Raw genomic sequence first — 25559 nt, 5'->3', positions numbered from 1 at the left:
TGCATAAATCGACTCACGATGGCGAAATGCGCCGAGACGGGCGGCGGTCCCCAGGGACCGGCCGCCCTTTTTCGTGGCCGGCGCAGGTTATCCGGCAGGGAGTCGGCAGGCAGGCGGACAGGCAACCGGCAGGGAGGCATGGCATGAGCGTGCAGGTGGACAGCGAACAGGCGGACGGCGTGGACGCGGACGGCGTGGACGCGGGCAGCATGGACGCGGAGGTTTCTTCCCCGGGGGCGTCTTCCCCGGGAACACCGGCACCCCGTCCGGCGCGGACCCGGGCGGCCGCCACCTGGCCGCTCGAGACTCGGGCGCGGTTCCTTGAGGCGCTGGCCGAGCTGGGTCAGGTGCGGGCGGCGGCGCGGGCGGTGGGGGTGTCGCCGCAGAGCGCCTACCGGCTGCGGCGCAAGTCGCCGGCCTTTGCCCGGGCGTGGCAGGACGCCATGGATCAGGCGCTCGACGCGCTGGAGGAAACGCTGCTCGACCGCGCCATGAACGGGGTGGAAAAGCCGGTTTATTACGGCGGCAAGTCCTGCGGCTCGGTGCGCCAGTATTCGGATGCGCTGGCCATGTTCCTGCTGCGGGCGCGCCGGCCGGAGACCTACGGGCGGAGCGCGGGCGTGGAGACAGTCTCGTCTTCCGGCTCGTCTTCCGGCCCGCCTGCTGCCCCGGCTCCCGCCCCGGCGCTCGCGCCCTCGACGGCTCCGTCCGTCCCGGTGCCAGACCCGGTGATGCTGATCGAGGCCCGGCTCAAGGCGCTGGCCCGGGGCGAGCTGCCACCGGAGACGGCGGGCGGCTGAAGCTGTCACTGATGACACTTTGCCAGAATCGGGTGGCCGGTGGTGGGGCCCCGGGAGTGGGGCCGTCAGGGGTGAGGCCGTGAGTCGGGACCGGCAGGAGTGAGGTTGGAGGCTGGGCCGCCTGTCTCTCCCGGAGGGGAGGGGCTCAGGCGGCACGCTTTCGGCTCAGGGTTTCGGCTGACGCTTTTGCACAATCATTTGGGGGCACGTCATGAACGGGTTCGACGACAGGACCGCATACCGGGACGCGGCGGACGCGAAGGCTTCGCTGGCCCAGCGCCTCGCCCGCCTGCCGGAGGCGGAGCGGCGCGCGCTGTGGCAGACGCTCGGCCCCGGCGGGGTTGCGGCGCTGCTTTACAACTGGCGGTTCTGGGGGCGCCCCGGGCAATTGCCCCCTCCCGGCAACTGGCGGTTGTGGCTGGTGGTGGCCGGGCGCGGCTTCGGCAAGACCCGCGCCGGGGCGGAATGGATCCGCAGCGTTGCGATGGCCCGGTGCGCGCCGTCCGGTGCCCTGCTCACGGCGCCGCTGGTGGTCCGCACGAACCGCACGACTCCGGCACGCGGTCCGGCGGGGTGGTTCCAACCGGCGGCGCGGCCCGATCCCAGCGACTGGCACTTGCGACACCTTGCCGAGATGAAACGGGAGGCGGAGCAGGAGGCGGGAAAGACCGGTGCCGCGTCTGGGACCCCCGCGTCGTTTGGTGTGGAAGGGGCGAGCCAGGATGACGGGTGTCACGAACGACACTTTGCCGCGATTGGAGACGGCCGGGGTGAGGCCGGGAATGCCAATTGTCATGTACGACACTTTGCCGAAGGAGAGGCTGGGACTGGTGACGAGGGACAAAGGGGAGAGGCATCGGGAGACGCCGGGTCTGCTGCCGTGGCTGCGGAAGGGGCGCGTTCGGCATCTGGATGTCGCCTACGACACTTTGCCGAAATGAAAGACGGGGTGGCTGACGAGGGACAGAGGGGAGAGGCATCGGGAGACGCCGGGTCTGTCGCCGTGGCTGCGGAGGGGGCGCATTCGGCATTCGGGTGTCGCATACGACACTTTGGCGAAATGAGAGACGGGGTGGCTGACGAGGGACAGAGGGGAGAGGCGTCGGGAAGTGCCGGGTCTGCTGCCGTGGCCGCGGATGGGGCGCGTTCGGCATTCGGGTGTCACACACGACACTTTGTCGGAGGAGAGGCGGGGTCGGAGTGCGCGGAGAAAGGGGGCGCAGCGTCGGGAAGTGCCGGGTCTGCCGCCGTGGCTGCGGATGGGGCGCGTTCGGCATTTGGGTGTCACGTACGACACTTTGCCATAAGAGTGGGTGGGACGGGTGACGAGGTGCAGGGGGGAGAGGCGCCGCGAAACGCCCGGTTGGCCTCCGCGCGCGGGACGTCCGTATCCACGGCTGGCAGTGCGTCGGATTCCAGGTTCTCAGGACCGGCAGCTCCCGCGGCTCCCACGGCTCCCGCCGCGCCCGCTGTATCTATGGCTCCCGCTGCGCCTACGGCTCCCGCTGTACCCGCAGCACACGCCACCCCCGCAGCTCCCACGGCTCCCGTTGTCCCTACGGCTCCCGCAGCACCCGCCGCGCCCGCGACAGGAGAGGACGGGCCGGTGCGGATCGCCCTGGTGGCCGCCACACTCGCCGAAGCAAGGGCCGTGATGGTGGAAGGCGAATCCGGCCTCCTCGCCATCTCGCCAGCAGAGGAACGCCCCAGATTCGAACCCTCCCTGCGCCGCCTCATCTGGCCCAACGGCAGCATCGCAACCCTCTATTCCGCCGACGCCCCCGAACAACTGCGCGGCGCCCAACACCACTTCGCCTGGTGCGACGAACTCGCCAAATGGCGCAACGCAGACGCCGCCTGGGCCAACCTGCAACTGGGATTGCGCCTCGGCCCCGACCCGCGCGTCATGGTCACAACCACACCACGCCCCACACCCCTCATCCGCAAACTGCTCGCCGATCCCGCCGCCGTCATCACCCGCGGCACCACGCGCGATAACGCCGCAAACCTGCCAGACAGCTTCCTCGACGCCATGACCAAAACCTACGGAGGAACCCGCCTCGGCCGCCAGGAACTGGAAGGCGAACTGCTCGACGCCGTGGAAGGAGCCCTCTGGACCCCAGACCTCATCGAAAACTGCCGAACCGATACCGCGCCAGACTTTACCCGCGTCGTCGTCGCCGTCGATCCACCCGTCAGCAGCGGACCCAACGCCGATACCTGCGGCATCATCGCCGCCGGTCTCGGAACAGACGGAATCGCCTACGTCCTCGCCGACCGATCCCTTCAGGGCGCAAGACCAGAAGGATGGGCCCGCGCCGTCGAGGCCACCGCCGCCGAATTCAACGCCGACCGCGTCATCGCCGAAGCCAATAACGGCGGAGACCTCGTCGGCCTCGTCCTCCGCTCAGTCAACGCAACCCTCCCGGTCCGACTGGTCCGCGCGGCACGCGGAAAAACCGCCCGCGCCGAACCCGTCGCCGCCCTCTACGAACAAGGACGCGTCCGCCACATCGGAACCTTCCCAAACCTCGAAGACGAACTGTGCAGCCTCCTGCCCGGCGGCGCATACGTCGGACCCAGCCGATCCCCAGACCGCGCCGACGCCCTCGTCTGGGCCATCACCGAACTCATGCTGACCCATACCGCCAGCCCGAGAGTCCGGTCCCTGTGAGGGGATTTTTTTCTCACAAGTTTTTTTGAGAGGATTTGTTTTGAAAGGATTTTTGAAAGGGATTTTTTGCAGGGGTCTCGGACCCCTGCACCCCATTCGTTTTGTCGGACGTGCGCGGGAAAGGCGGCGCAGCCAATTTTTTTGAGGAAGATGAGACGAACGTGTCCGGCACTGCCCGATTTTTTCTCACTGTGCGGCGGGAAAGGGCACGGCCGAATTTCTTTGAAAGAACGTCATAGGGACGCACCCAGCCTTTTTGTTGTGCGGCCAGGGAACAAGCGGGCGTGCAGCGCCAACCGAAATCGTCAGGGTCACGAATACAAAAAAAACAATGCCGGGAAAGCGCGGCGGCGGATGACGGGTGCGTCCCGAAAAACGATCGGGGTGCAGGGGTCCAAGACCCCTGCATTTTTTGTTCGCGGCCCTGTGGGCCGCTGGGGACTGAGTCCCCTGCATCTTTTTGTTTGCGGCCCTGTGGGCCGCTGGGGACTGAGTCCCCTGCATCTTTTGTTTGCGGCTCTGTGAGCCGCGGGGGGCAAGACCCCTGCATGTGTTTTCGCATTTTTCACAAGCGGCTCGCGGGGCCGTGGAGACCAGGCAAAAAAAAACGGGGGAGGTTCCCATGGAATTTTCGTTTCTGCCGTGGCGGCGCAAGGAGGCGTCGGTGCGGGAGCGGAAGGCGCGAGGGGCGTCGCCGCTGGCGTTGCTGACGGGCTGGCCGGCGGGGGCGTCGGTGCGCGGTTATGAGGCGCGGGTTCGGGAGAGTTATTTGCGCAATGCGATAGCGCAGCGGGCGGTTCGGCTGGTGGCGGAGAGTGCGGCGTCGGCGGTGTGGGTGAGCACGCCTTCGGGGCACCCGGCGCTGGGGTTGTTGGCGCGTCCCAATCCGTGTCAGCCGGGTGCGGCGTTCATCGAGGCGCTGGCGAGCCATCTGGTGCTGGCGGGCAATGCCTATGTGGAGGTGGTGCCGGGGCCGGACGATCTGCCAATGGAGCTGCATCTGCTGCGCCCCGAGCGGGTGACGGTGGTGCCGGGCCCTACCGGCTGGCCGCAGGAATATCGCCATGCGGTGGCGGGGCAGGTGGTGCGCTATGGTGTGGACCCGGTGACGGGGCGGGGGGATTTGCTGCACATCCGCGCCTTTCATCCGCTCGATGACCATTATGGTTTGTCGCCGCTGGAGGCAGCGCAACTGGCGATCGAGACGCACAACGCGGCGGGGCGGTGGAACAAGGCGCTGCTGGACAATGCGGCGCGGCCGTGCGGGGCGCTGGTGTTCGATCCCGGCCAGGGCGAGACGCTCAGCCCGGAGCAGTTCGAGCGGCTGCGGGCGGAAATGGAAGCGGGGTTCCAGGGGGCGCAGAATGCGGGCCGCCCGCTGCTGCTGGAGGGCGGGTTGAAATGGCAGCCGCTGTCGCTCTCGCCCGCCGAGCTGGATTTCATCGAGGCGCGCAACGCGGCGGCGCGGGAGATCGCGCTCGCCTTCGGGGTGCCGCCCATGCTGCTGGGTCTGCCGGGCGACAACACCTACGCCAACTACAGCGAGGCCAACCGCGCACTGTGGCGCCTGACGGTGCTGCCGCTGCTGACCAAGATTGCGGACAGCCTTTCGGCCTATCTCGGCCACTGGTGGGAGGGGCTGCGGCTGGACATCGACCGCAACGCGATCCCCGCGCTGGCGATGGACCGGGAGCGGCTGTGGCGGCAGGTCGCGGCGGCGGACTTTCTCTCCGCCGACGAAAAGCGCCGGGTGCTCGGCCTGTGCTGCGACGAGGCAAGTGACGGATAATTTTACACGTTCGCTCTTGCCTTCGTGGTCATTAACCATTCAAATTGTTGCAGGGCCGTAGATACGGTCGCTTGGCCCGGAACTTGCGTTAACGTTTCAGGCGCAAGGGCGCGAAGACCGCAAAAGAAAAAACGCAACGACGGGAAGGGTGAGAATCATGGCAGCTTGGCACAGGAAGGTGGCGGCTCTGGCGGGCCTGGGCATGATGGCGGCGTTCGGCCAGCCGGCGGTTGCGGGCCCGCAGGTGGAGTTCGACATTCCCGACGGGCAGGAGGTCAGTGCCGAGAAAATGGCGAAAGCGCTGCTGGAAGCGCTGGAGACGGCCGGCCCTGTGGAGCGCCCGCTGCTGCTCCAGGCGCTGGCGGCGGTGCTGGAAATGTCGCCGACGCAGCGCATCGCGGACGCGAAGGCGGACAAGGCCGATTCGGTGTATTAATCGACCGGTATTTGGTTAAATTTACCTCTGTTACGCAACAATTTACCATGATTTGCGGCGGAATACGGGAACAGCGCCGGAAAGCGGCGGTGCGGGGCTGGATTTAATCTTAAGATTCAGCCATAAGCTGGGACACACCTCCTTGCCATTTTCCCGAGGCCGGGGGTTCAGGGCCGGAGCACGCGCTTCGGCCCTTTTGCGTTTCTGGCGCACAGTTTCCCGTTCCGCCCGCGCGGGGGCAGAGGCCCCCTGAATACGCACAGGCCGCGTCGCACGGCGCATCACACCAGACACACGCGAGAGAGCACGAGCCATGGGCGGGGAACACAATCCGCCGGCAAGCCTGCGGTTTGCCGGATATGCCAGCATTTTTCACGAAGTGGACGCGGGGCGCGACGTGGTGATGCCCGGCGCTTTTGCCCGCGCGGTGCGCGCCGGGGGCGGCGGCGTGCCGCTTCTCTGGCAGCATGAGGCGCGCGAGCCGATCGGGCGCATCGAGCATCTGGCGGAGGACGGGCGGGGCCTGCGGGTAGTGGCGCGCCTTGACCTCGGCTGCCGTCGCGGCCGCGACGCGGCGAGCCTGGTGCGCGGCGGCGCGCTCACGGGCCTTTCCATCGGCTACCGCGTGCGGCGCAGCGTGATGGACAGCCGCCAGCGCGTGCGGCGGCTGCTGGATGTGGAGCTTCTCGAAATTTCCCTGGTGACCTTTCCCATGCAGCCGCGGGCGCGGGTGCTGGGGGTGGAGGGGGCGGTTGCGTCGGCGTCGAAATTGACACCTGTGGAGACGATACATGGACGGATATGAAATCAAGGGCGCCACGGCGCTGGAGGATGTGTTCGGCGCGGCCGGTGCGGACGTTGCCCCGGCGGGCGGCGATGGCGCGGCGCACGCGCCCGCGCACGGCGAGATCGAGGAGAAGATGGCGCAGCTTGCCCGCACCGTCGCGCGGCTCGACCGGCGGGTGGCGGATCTGGTGGGCGCGGCGCGCCGCCCGCTGCTGGGCGAGGCCAAGGCGGCTGGGGCCGATGATGTGCACCGGCAGGCCTTCACCGAGCGCTATCTGCGCAAAGGTCTGGAGACGGGCCTTGCCGGGGCGGAGGCAAAGTCGCTGAACGTCTCGGCCCCGCAGGACGGCGGCTACGCGGTGCCCGAGGCGATCGACCGGATGATCGAGACGCGGCTGCGGGATATTTCCCCGCTGCGCAGCGTCGCCTCCGTGGTGCAGGTGGGCACCGCCAACTACAAGAAACTGGTGGCGACGGGCGGCTTCGCCTCCGGCTGGGTGTCGGAGACGGCGGAGCGGCCGGAGACCGCCACGCCCGCCTTCGCGGAAGTCGCGCCGTTCTGGGGCGAGCTTTACGCCAACCCCGCCGCGACGCAGACCATGCTGGACGACGCGGTGTTCGACGTGGAGACCTGGCTCGCGGGCGAAATCGCACTCGAATTCGCCCAGCAGGAGGGCGCGGCCTTCATTGCGGGGTCTGGCACCAACCAGCCCAAGGGTTTTCTCACCTACCCGATGGCCGCGGCGAAAGACACCGCGCGCCCGTTCGGCACGCTGCAATATGTGGCGACGGGTGTTGCCGGAAATTTCCCCAGCACCGATCCGGCGGACAAGCTGGTGGATCTGGTGCACGCGCTGCGCCCGGCCTACCGGCAGGGGGCGGTGTTCCTGATGAATTCGGCAACGCTCGCCCGCATCCGCAAGTTCAAGGACGGGGACGGCAATTTCCTGTGGCGGCCCTCGCTTGTTGAAGGCCAGCCGGCTACGCTGCTCGGCTATCCGGTGATCGAGGCGCAGGACATGCCGGACATCGAGTCCGACAGCTGCGCCATCGCCTTCGGCAATTTTGCCCACGGTTATGTCATCGCCGAGCGCACGGGCACGCGCATCCTGCGCGACCCCTATTCCAACAAGCCGTTCGTCCACTTCTACGCCACCCGGCGCGTGGGCGGCGCGGTGGTGAATTCGGACGCCATCAAGCTGCTGAAGTTCTCGGCGAGCTGACGCGGCACGGGCAGAAAAAATCGAAGGAAAAAAAGAGGCCGCCCCCGGGCGGCTTTTTTCATGGGCGCTCACGGGGCGCGAGGGGGAGGCCGCGTGCCTTCCCCCCGCACGGCCTGTGAACAGCCGCAGCACGGGAGACGCGGCAATGACGGTCGCATGGCTTGAGGGACCGGCGGTGGAGCCGGTCGGCATCGAGGAGGCGCGCGCCTTCCTCCGCCTCGACGGCGAGGAGGAGGACGCGGCGCTGGCCGCCTTTCTCAAGGCGGCGCGGGAAGTATGCGAGGCCTTCACCGGCCTCGTGCTGATCGCCACCCGGTTCCGGGAGACGCGGGCGTTCGATCCCGCGGAGACGCGGGGCGTGCCGTGGAGCGCGTGGCGCAGCGTCCGCCTCTCGCGGGGGCCGCTGCGCCAGGTCGAGGCGGTGACGCTGATCGGCCGGGACGGCACGCGCACTGCGCTGGGGAGCGCCGACTACACGGTAGAGGAGGATGCGCGCGGGCTCGCCTGCCTGCGCATGACCTTCCTGCCGCCCGCGGGCGCGCGGCTGGAGACGGACTATCAGGCGGGGCTCGGCGCGGAGCCCGCCGGGGTGCCGGAGGCGCTGCGCCTCGGCATCCTGCGGCTGGCCGCGCACCTCTATTCCCACCGCGACAGCCCGGACGACGCCGGGCCGCCGCTGGCGGTTGCCGCGTTGTGGCGCCCGTTCCGCATCGGGAGGCTGGCATGAGGCGCGGGGACGGAACGCAGCGGGACGCCCGCCACAGGGAATTTCTCGGCCGGATGCGCGAGCGGGTGACGTTCGAGGCTTTTACCGGTCTCGACGATGGCCTTGGCGGCATGACGCGCGGCTGGCGCAGCGTCGCCAGCGGCTGGGCCGCCATCGAGATGGAGGCGGTGCGCAGCCGGGAGACCGCGCGGCAGCAACTCCAGCCGGTGCGCTACCGCCTGGTGACGCGCAAGCCGCCGGGCCTGACGCCCGCCTGGCGGCTGCGCTGGCGCAATCGCCAGCTCGCCATCCGCAGCATGGAGGACATCGCCGGCCGGCCCGACCTCCTGCTGATGCAGGCGGAGGAGGAGGCGCTGTCATGAGCACGCGGCTGACGGCGGCACTCATGGACAAGGGCGCGCAAGCCGGGCGGCAGCGGGCGCTCGACGCGGCGGAGGAAATCCGCGCCAATGCCGCCGCGCTGGCGCCCGGGCGGCTGGGGGAGGCACTGGCGGTGCTCCCGGCCGCCGACGGCGCGGACCTGACCGCGCCCGGCTACGCCCGCTTCGTGGAATTCGGCACGCGGCGTCAGGCGGCGCAGCCGTTCCTGCGCCCGGCGCTGGAGCAGGTGCGGGCCCGCGCCCGCTTCGGGGGAGACTGACATGGTTGCACCAGGATGGGCCGTGCAGCAGGCGCTCTACCAGACGCTTGCGGCACACCCGCCGCTGAGGGCGGCGGTGACCGGCATTTTCGACTACGTGCCGCGCAAGCAGGCACTGCCCTACATCACTGTGGGCGAGGCGGTGGAGACGGACTGGTCGGCCAAGGATTTCTCGGGACGCGAGCACCGGCTGAGCGTCCACGTGTGGTCCGGCTATCGCGGCATGGCGGAGGCAAAGGACCTGCTCGGGCTGGTCGACGAGGCGCTGGAGCACATGCCCGCCGCGCTCGACGGGCACCGGCTCGTCAGCCTGCGGTTTCTCTCCGCCCGCGTGATGGTGGACGCGGAGGAGGAGGTGCGCCACGGCATCGCCGACTATCGGGCGCGCACGGTGCGGGAGTAGGGCGCGAGGGATTTTCCCGGCACCGGACAATCAGATTCACGGCAACACGAACGGCGAAAAAAAGAGGGAGGCGGCGATGGCGGCCGAGAAGGGAAGTGCATTTCTGCTGAGGATCAGCAACGGCGGCTCGCCCGTCACGTACACGACCGTCGCGGGGATGCGGACAACGCAACTGGCAATCAACGCCGAGGGCGTGGTGGTAACCCACAAGGGCTCGGGCGGCTGGCGCGAAATGCTGCCGGAGGCGGGGGTGCGGTCGGTGTCGATCGCGGGCTCGGGCGTGTTCACCGGCTCCGCCGCCGAGGCGCGGCTGAAACAGAAGGCGCTGGCGGGCGCGGCGGACGACTTCGAGGTGGTGTTCGAAAGCGGCGAGGCGATGCGCGGGGCCTTCCTCATCACCCGCCTCGACTACGGCGGCGATTTCAACGGCGAGCGCACCTACACGCTGGCGCTGGAATCAACCGGCCCGGTGACCGTGCTCTGAGAGGGGAGGCGCAAGCCATGATGACGGACAGCCGGACTATGGACGTTCAAAATAGCGCCGCCAATCCGCTGCGGGGCGAGGCAACCCTGCGCCTCGGGGGGCGGGATTATCTGCTGCGCCCCACCTTCGCCGCGCTGGTGGCGGCGGAGGCGGAGGCCGGGCCTCTGTTTGCCCTGGTGGAGCGGGCGGCGGACGGGCGGCTGGGCCTTGGCGAAATGACCGCCGTGCTGTGGCACTGCCTCGCGGCGCGGCCGGAGGATCTCACCCGCGAGGCGTTCGGCGAGGCGCTGCTGGCGCAAGGGCTGGCGGCGGCGCTGCCCGTGTTTCGCCAGCTCGCCGTCGCCATCCTCGGCGGGCGGGCACCCTAACGGCCGATACAGACGGCGGAGACCTGGCGGCTTTCGGTGACGTCGAACACCACGTCGATCACCGCGCAGCCGGGGGCGTTGGGCGGCGGGAACACCTGCGCTGTCATCACCATGCGGATGGGCGGATTTTTGGGGTCCTTGTTCAAGAAATAGCGCCCGCGCAGGAGGTGGCGCCCGCCGTGGTCCTCCCCCGCATAGACGCGCAGGTAGCGGTCGCGCGGCGCAGAACCCGGCGGCAGCACCACCCGATTTTCAACGGCAAGCACCGTCGCCAGATCCGGCACCCACGGCTCGACAGCGGCGCGCGCGGGAGCGCGGGCCGGTGCCTGCGCCTGGGCGGCAGGGGCCTGGGCGGCAGGGGTCTGGGCCGGGGCGGCAGGGGCCGGGGCCGCGCCCAGCAGAACGACAACGGGAATGAGCCAGATGCTTCGCATGACACGCCTTTCCGAACGGAGCCGGGCCGCCAAGCCCGGGGGCGAACACGCCAGTCATCCTCCTGAATATTGGTCCGGGGACTTGTCCGCACAAGCGGGGCATTTCGCGGACATTTGCGCCGAGGCAGCGCGGGTGGCGACGGGGCTGCTCGGCTGGCCGCCGCAGGTCTTCTGGCAGGCAACGCCGCAGGACCTGTGGCTGGCGCTGGAGGGGCGGCTCGGCCACGGCGGAGGCGGCGGGGCCGCGTTCGGGCGGGCGGATCTGGCGCGGCTGATGGCCCGGTTTCCGGACGAGACGGCACAGGAGAGCAAAGGAGAGCCCCATGGCTGAGGAACTGGATACGCTGGTGCTGAAAATTCGCGCCGACACCGCCGCGCTCGCGCGGGACGCGGCGGACATGAAGGCCCAATTCGATGCGGCGGCGGGTGACATGGGCGAGACGCTGCGCCGCAACCTCAATTTCGACCTCCTGAAGGTGGGGGCGGACAGCGCCATGCGCGGACTGGAAGATGCGCTCGACCGGCTGATCCGCAAGGGCAAGCTGGGGCTGGAGGACATCAAGGCGCTGGTGCGCAGCATCCTCGCCGACATGGCGCGGGCGCTGTTCCGGGAGGTGACGGGCCGGGGCGGGGGCGGCGGGGGCGGCGGCGCGAGTGGCCTTGTGGGGCTGATCGGCCAGGGGCTCCAGCTTTTCGGCCTCAGCGGGCGGGCGAGCGGCGGGCCGGTGAGCGAGGGCCGCCCCTATCTGGTGGGCGAACGGGGGCCGGAAGTGTTCGTGCCGGAGCAGGCCGGGCGCATCACCCCCGCCTGGCAGGGCGGGGCGGCGCGTGTCGTCAACATTTCCATCAACGTTGCCGCCCCGCCGAACGCCTCGCCCCAGATGATGCAGATGAGCGCCCGGCAGGTGGCGCGGGCGGTGCGCCGCGCGATGGACGAGGCGTGAAATTCCGTCACGGGAATTTTCGACAAAATACGAAAATCGGGGGAGGCGGACATGCCGTACTGGCTGGCGCGCCATGAGGACCGGCTGGCGGAGGACTGGATCAAACGGTTCGACCCGCGCTTCTGGACGGTGAATTTTCCACGCCCTGCCATGGGCAGCGTGGTGACGACCGGGCCGGACAGCCTGCGCGTCGATTGCGTCTTTTACCAGAGGCAGGATCTGGCGGGCCTGATCTGGGAAAGCGAGGACCGGTGGGACCATCCGCTGCTCGCCTACGAGACGGCGCGGGATTATCGCGGGATGACGCTCTCGTTCCGCTGGCGGACCAGCGGCGCCATCGCTCCGTTGAGTGCGGTGTATGGGGCGACGCTCACCATCGAGGGGCGGGACCAGAGGGGCGCGCCGCGCACCTGGTATGTGCGGCTGTGGAACTACGCCACCGGCAGCGCGGCGGATGCCCGCATCACGCTGGATTTCGACCGGCTCGCCGGCGGCTTCATGCTGCCGGAGGAGGCGGACCCGGTGTGGGCGGGGGACATCGACCGCATGTTCTTCTCCATCGTGCCGGAAACATACGACGGCGGCAGCGGCGTGCTCACCCCGCCCGCCGAGGGGACGGTGATGCTGAGCGAGATCCGCTGCGAGGGGAGCGGGGCCAGCATCGGGCTGGGGGATGCGTTCGTGCCGCCGCATCGGCTGCGGATCGCAACCGGGTACGACGACCTCTACCACATGACGCCGGAGCGGGTGCTGCACAACATCGTGGCGCTCGGCTACCGCGACTGGATCAACCACTATGTGGGGATGAGCCATTATTTCCGCCTCGCGCGCGACGCGGCGTCGGGGCGGTTTGTGGCGCAGGGCGCGGGGTCTTCGGTGCTGAACGCGGCGGCGCGGCAATGGCACGCGGATTTCTACGCGCGCAGCCACACGTTCGGCTTCCGCGTCATCACCTCGCTGTCGTTCGAGCTGCTGGACGAGCATGCGCCGGAGGCCTGGAAGCAGAGGGACCACGAGGGCGCGCCCGCCCTCACCGGATGGGACCCGCCCTCGACGCTGCTCTCCCCCTGCAACGGTGCGGCGGTCGATTACCTGAAGGCGGTGGCGCGGGACTTCTGCGCCCTGGCGGCGGCAAGCGGCCTGCCGGTCGATTTCCAGATCGGCGAGCCGTGGTGGTGGTCCGGCCTCGGCGGGGTGCGGCGGCCCTGTTTCTATGACGCGGCGACAACGGCCGCCTACACGGCGGAGACCGGGCGGGCGGTGCCGACGCGCCACCGCTCGGTAACGGAAAATCCGGACGCGGCGCAGGCCCATTACCTCGACTGGCTGGGCCAGAAGCTGGGCGCGGCGACGCTGGCGCTGCGGGACGCGGTGAAGGCGGCGCACCCGGGCGCGCGGGTCGCGCTGCTGTTCTTCACGCCGCAGGTGATCGACGCGGGCGCGCCCATGCTGGCGCGGGTGAACATGCCGGGCGCATGGGCCTTCCCGGCGTTCGACCTGCTCCAGGTGGAGGACTACGACCACGTGACGGCGGAGAACTGGGGCGCGCACGAGCGCGGCATCGCGGTGGTGGACGCCCGCTTCGGCTACCCCCGCGCGGCGCAGCATTACTTCGCGGGCTTCGTGCTGGACGGCGCGGACCGGGCGCAGTGGCGCGCCATCGGCCGCAGCATCGGGGACGCGCGGGACAAGGGCTACGGCGAGGTGTTCGTGTGGGCGCTGCCGCAGACGCTGCGCGACGGCTTTGCCTTTTTCGACACAGCGCAGGAGGACGAGATGGACGGATTTCATGACGTGCGCTTCCCGCTGGAGGTGGGGATGGGCGCCAGCGGCGGGCCGGAATTCTCGACGACCGTGATCGCCACGGCCTCGGGCTTCGAGCAGCGCAACATGAACTGGGCGCAGGCGCGGGCACGCTACGACGCGGGGCTCGGCGTGCGCAGCGAGACGGACCTGGCGACGGTGATCGCCTTTTTCCGGGCGCGGCGCGGGCGCGCTTGCGGCTTCCGCTTCCGCGACCCGTTCGACTACGGCTCGAACGCGGCGGGAGACGGCGCGACGCCCTTCGATCAGGTGCTGGGGACGGGCGACGGGGTGCGCACCGGCTTCCCGCTCGTCAAACGCTACGGCGGGGAGGACGGCCACACCCGCCGCATCACCCGGCCGGTGGCGGAGACGGTGCGGGTGGCGGTCAACGGCGTCGAGCGCAGGGACGGCTGGGCCCTGGGCGCGGCGGGCGAGGTGCGCTTCGCCGAAGCGCCCGCGCCGGGCGCGGTGGTGACGGCGGGCTTCCTGTTCGACGTGCCGGTGCGCTTCGCCGACGACCATCTGGCGGTCTCGCTCGCCGGGTTCCGCGCGGGCGAAATTCCCTCGATCCCGCTGGTCGAGGTGAGGGAAGCATGAGCCGGGCCGTACCCACGGACCTCGCCGCCCATCTGGCCGGAGAGGTCACGACGCTTGCGCTGCTGTGGCGCATCGTCCGCCGGGACGGGGTGATCCTCGGCTTCACCAGTCACGACCGCGACCTGGAGATGGAGGGCGTGACCTACCGCGCCGTGCCGTCGTTCCTGCCCTCGGCGTTTGTCAGCAACGCGGACTTCGAGGCGGGCGACATCGAACTCTCCGGCATGTTGGCAAACGGCGCGGTGACGCAGGCGGATCTCGCCGCCGGGCGGTACGATTTCGCCCGGCTTCATGTAAGCCTCGTCAACTGGGCGCGGCCGGGCGACGGCGTTCTCGCGCTGGCGGCGGGAACGCTGGGCGCGGTGCGCTGGGAGGACGGCGCCTTCCGCGCCGAACTCTCGACCGACAGCGCCCGCTTCGCGCAGCCGGTGACGGAGCGCTTCTCCCCCGAGTGCCGCGCCGATCTGGGTGACCGGCGCTGCCGGGTGGACCTCGCCCGGTACCGGGTGACGGCGCGGGTGACGGGCGCCGCCGACCGCAGCCGCTTCTCGGCGAGCGGGCTCGTGGCGACGCCCGACTGGTACGCCTACGGCCGCCTGCGCTGGATCACCGGCCGCAACGCCGGCCTCGGGGCCGAGGTGCTGGGCAGCGGCGGCGGCGAGGTGCGCCTGCGCGAGCCGATGCGGGCGGACATAAACCCCGGTGACCTGTTCACGCTCACCGCCGGATGCGACCGGCGCTTTGCCACCTGCGCCGGCAAGTTCGGCAACGGCGCCAACTTTCGCGGCGAGCCGCACGTGCCGGGGCTCGACGCCATGCTGGATTATCCGGACGCGCGCTAGAGGGGGCGATCATGACAACGCGGGGGAAGGAGATCGCGGCGGCGGCGCGGGACTGCGTCGGCACGCCGTTCCGCGCGCAGGGGCGGGTGCCGGGGCGCGGCCTCGATTGCGCGGGCGTGATCGCGCACGCCGGGAAGCGCTTCGGGTTCGTGGAGGGCGACGAGACAGGCTACAGCCTCACCGGCAACGGCGCGCGGATCGAGCGGGCGCTCGCCCGGGCGGGCCTCGTGCGGGTGGAGTGCGGCGCAGCGCAGGTGGGCGACGTGCTGGTGTTCGATCTGGGCCGGGGGCTGCTGCATCTGGCGATCCGCAGCGAGCACGGACTCATTCACGCCCACCGGGGACTGGGGCGGGTGGTGGAGCACGGGCTGGACGATAGCTGGCAGGCGGCGCTGGTCGCGGTCTGGCGCTTCCCGGACCACCCGGCAGAGACGGGGGAGGGACGCCATGGCTGACATGGTGCTGGGCGCGGTCGGCGCGGTGGTGGCCGGGCCGATCGGTGCGGTGGTGGGTGCGGCGGTGGGATCGGTCGTCAACAGCACGATCCTCGCGCCAAACCGGCGCAGCGAGGGGCCGCGGTTGCAGGACCTGGCGGTGCAGGGCTCGTCCTACGGCGGGGCGGTGCCGCTGGTCTACGGCACCGCGCGGATCGCCGGGAACATGATCTGGTCCACCGGCCTCAGGGAGCATCGCAGCGAGGAGCGCCAGGGCGGCGGCAAGCGGGGCTCGGTGACGACCGTCTCCTACACCTACACCGCCTCCTTCGCCGTGGCGCTGTCAGGCCGGCCGATCCTCTCGGTGGGCCGGGTGTGGGCGGACGGCAAGCTGATCCGCGACGGCGCGGGGCGGCTGACGGTGGGCGGGCGGATGCGTGTCTACACGGGCAGCGAGCGGCAGATGCCGGACCCGCTGATCGAGGCGGCGCAGGGCGTCGGCAACACCCCGGCCTATCGGGGGCTGGCCTATGTGGTGTTCGAGGATCTGGCGCTGGAGGATTTCGCCAACCGTATTCCGCTGCTCACCTTCGAGGTGACGGCGGATGCGGGGAGCGCGGTCAGCGTCTGCGCCATCGCGCAGGACCTGTGCGCCCGGGCGGAGCTGGCGGCGAGTCTCGGCGCGGGCGCGGACCGGGTGCGCGGCTTCGCCCTCGGCCGGGTGAGCACGGCGGCGGAAGCGCTCGGGGCGCTGGCGGCGGTCGCGCCGCTCTATGCGGCGGAGAACGGGTCGGGCGGGGTGATGCTCTCCGACCGCGCGCCGCTGGGCGGACCGGTGGTGGCGCTGGATCATCTGGGCGCGGCGGCGGAAGGGGAGCCGGAGCCGCGCCAGCGGGGGTCGCGGGCAGGCGAGGCGGCGCTGCCGCGCGAGGTGAGCCTCGCCTACATGGACCCGGCGCGGGACTACCAGACCGGCTTGCAGCGGGCGCGGCGGCCGAGCGCCCCCGGGGGTGGCGACGAACGGCTGGAGGTGCCGGTGGTGCTCGACGCCAGCGCGGCCAAGCAGGCGGCGGAGCGGTTGCTCGCCCGGCGCTGGCGGCGGCGCGAGCCGCTGACGCTGGCGCTGCCGTGGCGGTATCTGGGCCTGACCGCCGGGGACGCGTTGACGCTGGAGGGGGAGACGGGCCGGCTGTGGCAGGCGCGGGAGGTGACGGTGGAGGCGGGGCGGCTGCTGGTGACGGCGGTGCCGGTCTCGCCGGAGGACGAGACCAGCAATGCGGTGGCGGAGCCGGGGCAGGTGGTGCCCCAGCCCGCAACGCCCCACGGGCCGAGCACGCTCCAGGTGCTGGACCTGCCGCCGCTCTCGGCCGCGCTGCCGGCGGGGCCGGTGCTGCATCTGGCGGCGGCGGGCGAGAGCGCGGGCTGGCGGCGGGCAAGCGCGGCGGTGAGCCTCGATGGCGGCTTCACCTACCAGGCCGCCGCCGACATTCCCGCCCGCACGGTGATGGGCACGGCGGTGACCGCGCTGCCGCCGGGCGAGACGGCGTTCTGGGACCGGGTGAACGCGGTGGAGGTGGCGCTGCTCGCGCCGGACATGGCGCTGGAATCGCGCGAGGCGGCGGCGGTGCTGGCGGGCGCCAACCTGTGCCTCCTGGGGCGGGAGCTGGTGCAGTTCGCCCGGGCCGAGCTGCTGGCGAACGGGCGGTATCGTCTCTCGGAGCTGCTGCGGGGGCGGCGGGGCACGGAGGCGTTCGTCGCGGGGCATCAGGCCGGGGAGCGGTTCGTGCTGCTGAGCGGTGCGGCGCTGGTGCCCTTCGATGCGGGGCTGGCCTCGCTGGGGCAGACGCTGCTGTTCAAGGCCATGAGCCCCTACGAGGCGCTGGAGGATGTGACGGCGCAGGCGGTGACGGTGCGGGCGGAGGGCCTCCGGCCGCTGGCCCCGGTGCATCTGCGGGCCGCGCGGGAGGCCTCGGGCGATATCCGCCTCGGCTGGGTGCGGCGCAGCCGCCAGGGCTTCGACTGGGTGGACGGCACGGACGCGCCGCTGGCGGAGGAGACCGAGCAGTACGACGTGCAGATCCTGCGCGGCGGGGCCGCCGTGCGGCAGTGGCGGGTGAGCGCACCCGCGGCGGTCTACACCCTCGCGGAGCAGATGACGGACTTCGGCGCGCCCCCGGCGACGCTGGAGGTGCGGGTGATGCAGGTGAGCGCGCACGTGGGCGCGGGCGCGGCGGCCAGGCGCGTGCTGGCGCTGTGACGCGCCCTCCGGGCGAAGGCGGAAAAAAACGGGGACGACGGGAAGGAGCACATCATGGCGGAGACAACGACGCGGCATGGCCTGCCCCTGCTTCAGGCGGGGCAGGCGCAGAAGGAGGTGACGCACAACGAGGCGCTGGCGATGCTGGACCTCCTGGCCCACCCGGCGGTGGAGGCGCGGGGACTCGCCGAGGCGCCCGCCGCGCCCGAGCCGGGGCAGGCGTGGATCGTGGGGGCAGGCGCGGCCGGCGCCTGGGCGGGGCAGGACAACGGCCTTGCCCTGTGGACCACCGGCGGCTGGCGCTTCGCGGCGGCGCGGCCGGGCATGTTGGCATGGGTGAAGGCGGACGGCCAGTTCGTCTGGTTCGACGGCGCGGCCTGGCAGCCGGGCGCGGTGCTGGCGGCGGGGCTGCCGGTTGGAATCAGGGGAGCAGGCGGGCTGGGAACAGGCGGGCAGGGGATGACCCCGATCGCCGACCCGACGGGCGGCGCGGTGATCGACGCGGAAGCGCGCGCCGCTCTGGTTCAGGTTCTGGCCGTCCTGCGGGCGAATGGTCTCGCTTCGTCTGGCCAGTAACAACCCGGCTACAGTTGTATACGTTCGTTACAAGCAATAATTGCTGGCGTGCCGCTATTCTGTGGCCTTCCTGCAACAGGGTGGCGGCATAAGGCGGCTGAGGCAACCCGTTGCTTCGATTGACCGATCCGGTTTCATTGACCCAACAACCCGTCGTCACTAAGTTCCCCTCCGAAATGTTCACGAAGAAAGGGGACATCATGCGCAAACTGTCAGTCGCAGTCATGATGACTACGACGCTTCTGGCGGGTACCGCCTTCGCGCAAGACGATGCTTGGTACCTTGGCCTCAAGGGCGGCGTTTCGATCATCGAGAACCGCACTTACTCGCAGCGGGACGTCGATGCCGATGCGTTCAAGACCGACCACAAGGCTCCGGGTTGGGCCGTGGCCGGCCAGGTCGGCTATGATTTCGGTGTGTTCCGCTCGGAGTTCGAGCTGGGCTACCAGCAGGGCAAGATGACCCACTTCTTCAATGAGGGTCTGCCGGAGCTGGGTAACACCGACTACTTCTGGGATGGCCGCGGCACCACCCGCGTGACCAGCTTCATGCTGAACGGCCTGTTCGACATCCCGTCCGAAGGCAAGACCTCCGCCTACGTCGGCGGTGGTGTCGGTATCGCCCACCTGAAGGCGAAGAACTATCGCGTCTCCCGCGATGCCGCTGCGTTCCTGAGCGACGGCGACACCGCCTTCGCCTGGCAGCTGATCGGCGGTCTGCGTCGTGCCCTGAGCGACCGCACCGACCTGACCCTGGAGTATCGCTACTTCAAGGCGACCAACGGTGACTTCCGCACCAACGGCGGCACCGCGGTCGAGGGTGGCTTCCGCTCGCACAGCCTGATGCTGGGCGTGGCCTTCAACTTCGGCGCCAAGAAGGAAGAGCCGGCTGCTCCGCCGCCGCCGCCTCCGCCGCCGCCGCCGCCCCCGCCGCCGCCGCCTCCGCCGCCTCCGCCGCCGCCGCCTCCGCCGCCGGTGCCGGGTCCGTTCATGGTCTTCTTCGAGTTTGACAAGGCCGATCTGACCCCGGATGCGCAGCAGGTTCTGACCCAGGCTGCCGAGGCCTTCCAGAAGGGTGGCCAGGTGTCGATCGTGGTTCAGGGTCACGCTGACCGCGCTGGTACGGACGCCTACAACCAGAAGCTGTCGGAGCGTCGCGCTCAGGCCGCCAAGGCGTTCCTGCAGAGCAAGGGTCTGCCGGCCGACGCGATCAAGACCGAAGCGTACGGCGAGAGCCGTCCGCTGGTCGATACCGCCGACGGCGTGCGCGAGCCGCAGAACCGCCGCGTGGAGATCAAGGCCGGTCAGTAAGGCCTGACATCGTCCACGACGACGACAAGACAGGGAAGCGCCCGGCCCACAAAGCCGGGCGCTTTCCTTTTGGCCTCAGCGCGCCCGGGCCGGGTGACGCGGGGCCAAACAAAAAAGCGCCCGCGAAGGGCGCTTTTTTGAAACTCTGTCTCCGGCTCGGCGAACCGGATCAGCGGGGACGTGCGATCAGTGACCGGCGGCCGGGCTGACGCTGGCCACCTCGGCCCCGCCGATGAGACGGGAGAGGGAGCGATAGACCGTGCTTGCCACCGAGCTCAGGCCATAGGGCGCCGCATTCATGGCGATCACGCTCACATCGGCGGCGGTGGTGCAGAACAGGTCCTTTTCCTTCACCGTGGCGTACTTGTTGTAGACCTGCGTGTTGATGCGGTCGAACTTGGCCTGGCCGCCGCGCTTGCGCACCAGCGTGTCATACACCTGCTTCAGCTCTGCCTCGTGCAGGCGAATGAAGGTGTTGTAGCGCGCGGGAAGGGCCAGCATCGGGTCGTGCTGGCACTGCAATGCCGCCACATTGAGGGCGGCGCGCATGTTCCAGATCGCCTCCAGCTCGGTCAGCGAAGCGTTGCTCACGGTCGCCGTCTGCTTGGGGCGCGGCGTTTCCTTGGCATAGGCCTGAGCGGAGACAAGCAGCCCCGCCAGCACAAGAGATGCGGTGATGGTCCTCATTGGCTGAGAAATACCCGAGCCCCGGCTGTCGTCAAGTCTGCTTGCGCGCAAATGAGACAGATTGCGAACCGTTCCGGGAAAAGCCCAGGTGGGCTTGCGCCAAGGGGTTGAAATCCCGCAGCAGCCGCCCCCGCGCGGCGCGGGGGCGGCCCTCAGCCAAGCAGGCGGCCGATCTCCATGGCCACGCCCATGTCGCCTTCCACGCGAATCTTGCCGAACAGGAACGCGGACTGGGCGCTCTTGCGGCCGGAGAGGATGTCGAGCAGGTCCGCGAACTTCACCTTGATGGTACAGTCGGCCGGGCCGTCCTCGTTGGAGATCTGGTTGGGCACGGCGGTGCCGTCGAAACGGATCAGGCCATCGGGGCCGAAGTCGAGCTTGATGACCTTGCGCAGGCCCATGTCATCGCGAACCTTGCCGCGCAGCTTCTCGGTCAGTTCCGCCAGGGTCATGGATGTCTCCACCGCTCGATCTCTCCCGTGTTCAGGGGTGCGCTCCGCACCGTCGTGTTCCGCCGCGCACGCTAATGGCACAGCGGGGTTCGGTCAAAATGGAATGACGCCTGAACCGCAGGGGCACACAACAAGAACTGCAAAAAAAAGAAAGGCCGCCCGGTCGGGCGGCCTCCCTTATCGCGTTTCGCGCGGCTGCTTACTCAGCGGCAGCGTCGGTCGCGTCGGCAGCAGCGTCAGCAGCTTCGCCAGCGGCGTCGGTCGCAGCGGCAGCGTCGGTCGCAGCAGCGTCGGCCGCAGCGGCAGCGTCGGTCGCAGCAGCGTCGGCCTCGGCAGCAGCGTCGGCGGCAACGTCAGCAGCGGCGTCAGCAGCAGCTTCGGTCTGCTCAGCAGCGGCGTCGGTGGCAGCCTGCTCACCACCGCCGCAAGCGGCCAGAGCAACAGCAGCGCCAGCAACCAGAGCGGCCGACTTCAGTTTCAGCAGAAGATCACCCATGTTTGACTCCTTGTTTTGTCAACGAGTGGTTTTGGTTAGCCCGTATTGTCCCCAAACCGCGCGGAACCTTAGCCACTATTTGTCAGCGTAACAAGCGGCTTAATGATCACTGCCTCCCCCTCTTTCCGGGCAATTTGTTCTGGTCCCGTCGGGAAGGAGAGATCCTCAGTCGCAACGCGGCCCTATCCCAACCTTTGCGATAACGCAATAGGAACAATGCTTATCCCTACTAAAATGATTTGGCTAAAAGTGTTAAGGCGGTAACTATCAGAAAAATCCCGAAAATCTGCCGCAGTCTGGCGGCCGGCAAGGCATGGGCAAGGCGTGCGCCGAGGGGGGCGAGGGCGATCATGGGCACCAGCATGAGGCCGAACGGCACCAGTTGGATGAAGCCGAAGTGCGGAGCGGTGCCTGAGTCGACGTTCCAGCCCGAAATGATCCACCCGACAAGACCGGGCACGGAAATGCACAGGCCAAGAGCCGCCGAAGTGCCCACCGCCCGGTGAACCGGCACGGCGAAGGCGGACAGGGTCGGCACGCTGAGCGAGCCCCCGCCAATCCCCATCCACGACGACAGCGCCCCGATGACGAAGGCGATGCCGCCCTGCGCCGGACGGCCGGGCAGGGTGGGGGCGATGACCGGGACCGGGCGTCCCCGCGCCAGGAGCATACCGACGCCCATGGCGACCACACCGAAGATGACGCCCAGCACATGGGTGGGCAGGAAGCCGGCCACCGCGCCGGCGGTCAGGCTGCCGAGGCCGAGGGCCGGGCCCCAGACCTTGAGGATGGCGAAATCCACCGCCCCGCGCCGGTGATGGGACCGGGCGGAGGACAGGGAGGTGGGGACGATCAGCGCCACCGACGTGGCGACCGCCGCATGCATGGCATAGTCGGGCGCAAGGCCCAGCACCGGGGCCAGAAAGCGCACCGCCGGGACGATGATGATGCCGCCGCCGACGCCGAGGAGGCCGGCGAGGAGGCCGCCCAGACTGCCGATGGCCAGGCTGAGCAGGATCAGGGTTACGGACATGGGCACTCCCGCAACGGCGCCCTTGCAGCCAAAAAGGGCGTCCGTTCGTAGCAAACAGGGCGTTAACCGTGCCGTAAGGGCTGCTCGGTCACAGTTCGTCGCACCTCATAGCCGGAACAGACCACACATGCACCAACGGTCGTACAAAACCATCGTCGCCCTGGCCGTCTGCGCTGTCGCAGGCGCCCTGGTGGCGCTGGCGGCCATGGCGCTGGCGGGGCTGGAAATGGGGCGGGCCATTCTCGTCGGCGTGCTGGCGGGGGCGTTGGCCTATGTGCTGCGGCTGATGTCCAGCATCTTCGGCGAGCGGGGGCGGATGATCGCCTGGGTGACCGAACAGGACCGCACCCTGCCCGAGCTGACCGAGCGTCCGCTGCGGATGGAGCAAAACGTCACGGCCCTGATCAGCGAACTGACCGCCGAACAGGCCCGCAAGACGGCGGCCCTGACGGCGGAGCTTGGCCTTCTGCGCACCATGATGGAGCGGCTGGCGAGCGAGGGGCGCTTCGGGGCGCGCGGGGGCGCGGCGGGCGCGTCCGGCGACGGTGCGGGCGAGGGGGAGCGCGCCGCCACCGACATCGCCGCCCTCCTGCGCTCGGCGCTCCGGGAGAGCCGGGTGGACCTCTATCTCCAGCCGATCGTGCGGCTGCCGAACCGGAAGGTGGTGCATTACGAGGCCCTGTCGCGCCTGCGCGACGAGGAGGGCCGGGTGTTCACCCCAAGCGACTATCTGGGCGAGGCGGCGGAGGCCGGGCTGGTCTCCCTCCTCGACAACCTGCTGCTGTTCCGCTCCATCAACCTGATCCGCAAGCTGGGGCCGCGCCGCCCGGGCGTCCGGCTGTTCTGCAACATGTCCGCCGCCTCGCTCGCCGACGAGACCTTCATGACCGAGCTTGCCGAGTTCCTGGGCCAGCAGCCGGAACTGCCCGGACGGCTGGTGTTCGAGGTGGCGGCGGGCGACCTGGAGTGGCTGCCGGAGAGCGCCGTCGAGCGGCTGGAGACGCTGGCGCGGCTGGGCTTTGCCTTCTCCGTTGACAATGTGACCGACGTGAGCGCGCTCGACAGCACGCGCCTTGCCCGGCTGAACGTGCGCTTCCTCAAGATGGACGCGGCGGTTTTCCTGAACGCGCCCATCGGCGCGCCCCGCGAGACGCTCGCCGAGACGCTGGAGCATCAGGGGGTGACGCTGATCATCACCCGCATCGAGACCGACCGCACCGCCGCGGAGGTGGTGGAACTGGGTGCCGCCTGCGGCCAGGGCTACCTGTTCGGCGCACCGCGCCCGGGGCGGGGCGTGGCCGCGCCGCCGCCCGACGTGGCGTCCGCCTCATCGGCACCGGGGGCGTAATTCCAGCTGTTTACCGGCTGGAAAGATGCGTGAGGGCAATCTGGGGTGTCGGGCACTGAGGACGGGGGGGACGGACTCATGCGGTTGAGAGCGCTGGGCTGGGGGATCACCGGTATTCTGGTCGTCTCCGGCTGTTTTGCGGGCGGGGTGGCGCTGGGCTGGCATCTGACCGGTGAGGAACGGCTGGCCGTGCTGACCGGCTTTGCGTTCGCCGCCCTCGGGACGCTCGCCTATCTGGTGGTGGTGCTGGAGCGCTTCTGGTCGGACATGGAGCGGCAGATCGCGGGGGCGGCCGGCATCTCCTCCGTGCTCTCCGGGCGCATCGACTGGCTGGAGCGGGAACTGGCGACGCTGGCCGACCGGCTTCAGGACCACGGCGGCGCGACGACCGCCGAGCTGACCGCCGAGGTTCAGGTGCTGCGCACCATGATCGAGCGGCTGGCCGGCACCCGCCCGGACGGGGCGGACAGCGAGGCCGAAGCCGCCCCCCGGGCGGACATGGTCGCCCTCCTGCACAGCGCGCTCCAGGAAAGCCGGGTGGACCTTTACCTCCAGCCGATCGTGGAGCTGCCCGGCCGCCGGGTGGTGCATTATGAAGGCTTCTCCCGCCTCAGGGACGTGAACGGGGCCATCATCAGCCCGTCCGACTACATCAGCGAGGCCGAACGCTCGGGCCTCGTCTCGGCGCTCGACAACCTGCTGCTGTTCCGCTGCATCAACCTGGCGCGCAAGCTGGGGCCGCGCCGCCCGGGCGTGAAGCTGTTCGTCAACCTCTCCGGCCGGGTGCTGGAGGATCAGCGCTTCCTCAGCGATCTGGTGAAGTTCATCTGCGCCCACCGTGGCCTCGCCATCCGGGTGGCGCTGGAAGCCGCCATGCGGGATCTGGCGCGGCTCCCCGCCGGCAGCCGCGAGCATCTGGCGCGGCTGAGCCGCCTCGGCTTCACCTTCTCCATCGACAATGTGACCGATCCGTTCAAGCTGGACCCGGCGTGGCTCGCGGACATGAATGTGCAGTTCGTCAAGGTGGACGCGGCGACCCTGCTGACCGCGCCGTGCCCGACGGACCGGGCCGCCTTCTGCGCCCGGTTCAGGGAGCGCAACATCACCCTGATCGCCACGCGGGTGGAGGACGAGGAAACCCTCGCGAAGGTGGCGACTCTGGGCGTGCAGCAGGCGCAAGGCTACCTGTTCGGCGAGCCCAAGCCGGCGCGGGCAGACCTGGACGCGCCGGTGCGCCGGTCGGCCTAGGCCGGGGACGATCCCGCCCCGCAGGCCGGGGCGCTGGCAGTGGTGAAGCGCGCCAGAAACGCGGGCAGGTGGCGGACCATGGCCGCATCCACGTCCGCCAGAGTCACGTCCTTGCCGAGCGCCGCGAGGCTGGTGACGCCGAACTCCGGCAGGCCGCACGGCACGATGCCGCCGTAGTGGGACAGGTCCGGCCGCACGTTGAGGGCGATGCCGTGCAGCGTCGCCCAGCGGCGCACGCGCACGCCGATGGCGGCGATCTTCTCCTCCCGCCCGTCTTCCTGCACCACCCAGACGCCGACGCGCCCCTGACGGCGCTCGCCCTTCACGCCGAACTCCGCCAGCGTGTCGATGATCCAGCCCTCCAGCGCGCACACGTAGGCGCGCAGGTCGCGCCCGCGCGCGGCGAGGTTGAGAATGGGATAGACCACCCGCTGGCCAGGGCCGTGATAGGTGAACTGGCCGCCGCGCCCGGTCTCGAACACGGGAAAGCGGTTCGGGTCCACCAGATCCGCCGGCTTGGCGCTGGTGCCGGCGGTGTAGAGCGGCGGGTGCTCCAAAAACCACACCAGCTCGCCCTCGCGCCCCTCGGCCACGGCGGCAGCGCGCGCTTCCATGGCGGCGAGAGCGTCCGGGTAGGGCACCAGGCCGGGGCTGAAGCGCAGCTCCGGGGCGGGCAGTTCCGAGGCCGGGGCTTCAACCGTGTGATCGGAATTTAACGTCTCTCTAACCATCTTGCGTCAGTCTGTCTCGCGAGCAACCACTGGA

Annotated in this window: 27 protein-coding genes and 1 pseudogene; 22 read left to right on the top strand and 6 right to left on the bottom strand. The window is 69.9% G+C overall.

Annotated features, from left to right (window positions below):
• The first annotated feature begins 143 nt into the window (after positions 1 to 143).
• From ACSJJU_RS01380 to ACSJJU_RS01325, 12 genes and pseudogenes are all read left to right on the top strand, one after another.
• Positions 144 to 800, top strand: coding sequence for a hypothetical protein (locus ACSJJU_RS01380; RefSeq protein ID WP_435913349.1), 657 nt, complete (start codon positions 144 to 146; stop codon positions 798 to 800).
• A gap of 1597 nt (positions 801 to 2397) precedes the next feature.
• Positions 2398 to 3474: pseudogene (locus ACSJJU_RS01375) on the top strand (DNA-packaging protein); the annotation flags it as partial.
• Positions 3475 to 4096: 622 nt separating this feature from the next.
• The gene (locus ACSJJU_RS01370) at positions 4097 to 5263 is read left to right on the top strand and encodes a phage portal protein (protein ID WP_435913347.1); all 1167 of its coding nucleotides are present in this window, start codon (positions 4097 to 4099) and stop codon (positions 5261 to 5263) included.
• A 157-nt stretch (positions 5264 to 5420) separates the two neighbouring features.
• Positions 5421 to 5699 (top strand): hypothetical protein, encoded by a 279-nt coding sequence (locus ACSJJU_RS01365; RefSeq protein ID WP_435913346.1) that lies wholly within the window; start codon positions 5421 to 5423, stop codon positions 5697 to 5699.
• Between the two features lie 313 nt (positions 5700 to 6012).
• Complete coding sequence (locus tag ACSJJU_RS01360; RefSeq protein ID WP_435913344.1) at positions 6013 to 6504, top strand: HK97 family phage prohead protease; 492 nt, start codon at positions 6013 to 6015, stop codon at positions 6502 to 6504.
• Positions 6491 to 7708 (top strand): phage major capsid protein, encoded by a 1218-nt coding sequence (locus tag ACSJJU_RS01355; protein WP_435913343.1) that lies wholly within the window; start codon positions 6491 to 6493, stop codon positions 7706 to 7708. The genes ACSJJU_RS01360 and ACSJJU_RS01355 overlap by 14 nt, the downstream gene beginning before the upstream one ends.
• 145 nt (positions 7709 to 7853) lie before the next feature.
• Entirely contained in the window at positions 7854 to 8435 is a 582-nt protein-coding gene (locus ACSJJU_RS01350) for a head-tail connector protein (protein WP_435913342.1), read from the top strand.
• A complete protein-coding gene (locus ACSJJU_RS01345; RefSeq protein ID WP_435913341.1) occupies positions 8432 to 8797 on the top strand; it encodes a phage head closure protein in 366 nt (121 codons plus the stop codon). Before ACSJJU_RS01350 ends, ACSJJU_RS01345 begins: the two co-directional genes overlap by 4 nt.
• Positions 8794 to 9075: an HK97-gp10 family putative phage morphogenesis protein gene (locus ACSJJU_RS01340; protein ID WP_435913339.1), complete on the top strand. Its 282-nt coding sequence runs from the start codon at positions 8794 to 8796 to the stop codon at positions 9073 to 9075. The genes ACSJJU_RS01345 and ACSJJU_RS01340 overlap by 4 nt, the downstream gene beginning before the upstream one ends.
• A gap of 1 nt (position 9076) precedes the next feature.
• On the top strand, positions 9077 to 9478 hold the full coding sequence (locus ACSJJU_RS01335) for a DUF3168 domain-containing protein (protein ID WP_435913338.1): 402 nt from the start codon (positions 9077 to 9079) through the stop codon (positions 9476 to 9478).
• A gap of 76 nt (positions 9479 to 9554) precedes the next feature.
• Positions 9555 to 9962, top strand: a complete 408-nt coding sequence (locus ACSJJU_RS01330; RefSeq protein WP_435913337.1) for a phage major tail protein, TP901-1 family — start codon at positions 9555 to 9557, stop codon at positions 9960 to 9962.
• Between the two features lie 17 nt (positions 9963 to 9979).
• Entirely contained in the window at positions 9980 to 10330 is a 351-nt protein-coding gene (locus ACSJJU_RS01325) for a gene transfer agent family protein (protein WP_435913336.1), read from the top strand.
• On the opposite strand, the gene ACSJJU_RS01320 is transcribed toward ACSJJU_RS01325, so the two are convergent.
• Positions 10327 to 10764 carry a hypothetical protein gene (locus ACSJJU_RS01320; RefSeq protein ID WP_435913335.1) on the bottom strand — a complete coding sequence of 146 codons (438 nt, stop codon included), beginning with the start codon at positions 10762 to 10764 and terminating at the stop codon, positions 10327 to 10329. The two genes, ACSJJU_RS01325 and ACSJJU_RS01320, sit on opposite strands and share 4 nt — an antisense overlap.
• An 82-nt stretch (positions 10765 to 10846) precedes the next feature.
• On the opposite strand from ACSJJU_RS01320, the gene ACSJJU_RS01315 reads away from it, so the two are divergent.
• The 8 genes from ACSJJU_RS01315 (at position 10847) to ACSJJU_RS01280 (ending at position 19530) form a co-directional block, all read left to right on the top strand.
• Complete coding sequence (locus ACSJJU_RS01315; protein ID WP_435913334.1) at positions 10847 to 11095, top strand: phage tail assembly chaperone; 249 nt, start codon at positions 10847 to 10849, stop codon at positions 11093 to 11095.
• The gene (locus tag ACSJJU_RS01310) at positions 11088 to 11708 is read left to right on the top strand and encodes a phage tail tape measure C-terminal domain-containing protein (RefSeq protein WP_435913333.1); all 621 of its coding nucleotides are present in this window, start codon (positions 11088 to 11090) and stop codon (positions 11706 to 11708) included. The genes ACSJJU_RS01315 and ACSJJU_RS01310 overlap by 8 nt, the downstream gene beginning before the upstream one ends.
• Before the next feature lie 51 nt (positions 11709 to 11759).
• Positions 11760 to 14111 carry a phage distal tail protein, Rcc01695 family gene (locus tag ACSJJU_RS01305; RefSeq protein ID WP_435913332.1) on the top strand — a complete coding sequence of 784 codons (2352 nt, stop codon included), beginning with the start codon at positions 11760 to 11762 and terminating at the stop codon, positions 14109 to 14111.
• The gene (locus tag ACSJJU_RS01300) at positions 14108 to 14953 is read left to right on the top strand and encodes a DUF2163 domain-containing protein (RefSeq protein WP_435913330.1); all 846 of its coding nucleotides are present in this window, start codon (positions 14108 to 14110) and stop codon (positions 14951 to 14953) included. The genes ACSJJU_RS01305 and ACSJJU_RS01300 overlap by 4 nt, the downstream gene beginning before the upstream one ends.
• Positions 14954 to 14964: 11 nt before the next feature.
• The gene (locus ACSJJU_RS01295; protein WP_435913329.1) at positions 14965 to 15408 is read left to right on the top strand and encodes a hypothetical protein; all 444 of its coding nucleotides are present in this window, start codon (positions 14965 to 14967) and stop codon (positions 15406 to 15408) included.
• On the top strand, positions 15401 to 17644 hold the full coding sequence (locus tag ACSJJU_RS01290; RefSeq protein ID WP_435913328.1) for a phage tail protein: 2244 nt from the start codon (positions 15401 to 15403) through the stop codon (positions 17642 to 17644). Before ACSJJU_RS01295 ends, ACSJJU_RS01290 begins: the two co-directional genes overlap by 8 nt.
• A 54-nt stretch (positions 17645 to 17698) precedes the next feature.
• Positions 17699 to 18220 (top strand): DUF2793 domain-containing protein, encoded by a 522-nt coding sequence (locus tag ACSJJU_RS01285; RefSeq protein WP_435913327.1) that lies wholly within the window; start codon positions 17699 to 17701, stop codon positions 18218 to 18220.
• A gap of 119 nt (positions 18221 to 18339) precedes the next feature.
• The gene (locus ACSJJU_RS01280) at positions 18340 to 19530 is read left to right on the top strand and encodes an OmpA family protein (protein ID WP_435913326.1); all 1191 of its coding nucleotides are present in this window, start codon (positions 18340 to 18342) and stop codon (positions 19528 to 19530) included.
• 186 nt (positions 19531 to 19716) lie between these two features.
• Here the strand turns inward: ACSJJU_RS01280 and ACSJJU_RS01275 are convergent, their stop codons facing one another.
• The 4 genes from ACSJJU_RS01275 to ACSJJU_RS01260 all read right to left on the bottom strand — a co-directional run bounded on the left by ACSJJU_RS01275 (position 19717) and on the right by ACSJJU_RS01260 (position 22198).
• The gene (locus ACSJJU_RS01275; protein WP_435913325.1) at positions 19717 to 20217 is read right to left on the bottom strand and encodes a hypothetical protein; all 501 of its coding nucleotides are present in this window, start codon (positions 20215 to 20217) and stop codon (positions 19717 to 19719) included.
• 152 nt (positions 20218 to 20369) lie between these two features.
• Entirely contained in the window at positions 20370 to 20669 is a 300-nt protein-coding gene (locus ACSJJU_RS01270; protein WP_435913324.1) for an SCP2 sterol-binding domain-containing protein, read from the bottom strand.
• A 199-nt stretch (positions 20670 to 20868) separates the two neighbouring features.
• The gene (locus tag ACSJJU_RS01265) at positions 20869 to 21165 is read right to left on the bottom strand and encodes a hypothetical protein (RefSeq protein WP_435913323.1); all 297 of its coding nucleotides are present in this window, start codon (positions 21163 to 21165) and stop codon (positions 20869 to 20871) included.
• A gap of 229 nt (positions 21166 to 21394) precedes the next feature.
• Positions 21395 to 22198 (bottom strand): sulfite exporter TauE/SafE family protein, encoded by an 804-nt coding sequence (locus ACSJJU_RS01260; protein WP_435913322.1) that lies wholly within the window; start codon positions 22196 to 22198, stop codon positions 21395 to 21397.
• Between the two features lie 127 nt (positions 22199 to 22325).
• Between ACSJJU_RS01260 and ACSJJU_RS01255 the strand changes: the two genes are divergently transcribed.
• Together ACSJJU_RS01255 and ACSJJU_RS01250 are read left to right on the top strand one after the other, a co-directional pair.
• Positions 22326 to 23546, top strand: a complete 1221-nt coding sequence (locus ACSJJU_RS01255) for an EAL domain-containing protein (protein WP_435913321.1) — start codon at positions 22326 to 22328, stop codon at positions 23544 to 23546.
• Between the two features lie 78 nt (positions 23547 to 23624).
• Positions 23625 to 24794, top strand: coding sequence for an EAL domain-containing protein (locus tag ACSJJU_RS01250; RefSeq protein WP_435913320.1), 1170 nt, complete (start codon positions 23625 to 23627; stop codon positions 24792 to 24794).
• Here the strand turns inward: ACSJJU_RS01250 and lipB are convergent.
• Complete coding sequence (gene lipB, locus ACSJJU_RS01245) at positions 24791 to 25525, bottom strand: lipoyl(octanoyl) transferase LipB (RefSeq protein WP_435913319.1); 735 nt, start codon at positions 25523 to 25525, stop codon at positions 24791 to 24793. The two genes, ACSJJU_RS01250 and lipB, sit on opposite strands and share 4 nt — an antisense overlap.
• Positions 25526 to 25559 lie beyond the last annotated feature (34 nt).

Source organism: Pedomonas sp. V897, from assembly GCF_051304405.1.
Classification (GTDB): Bacteria; Pseudomonadota; Alphaproteobacteria; order Sphingomonadales; family Sphingomonadaceae; genus Pedomonas.
The sequence above is the reverse complement of the archived record's forward strand: the minus strand, read 5'-3'. Positions and strand labels throughout refer to the sequence as shown.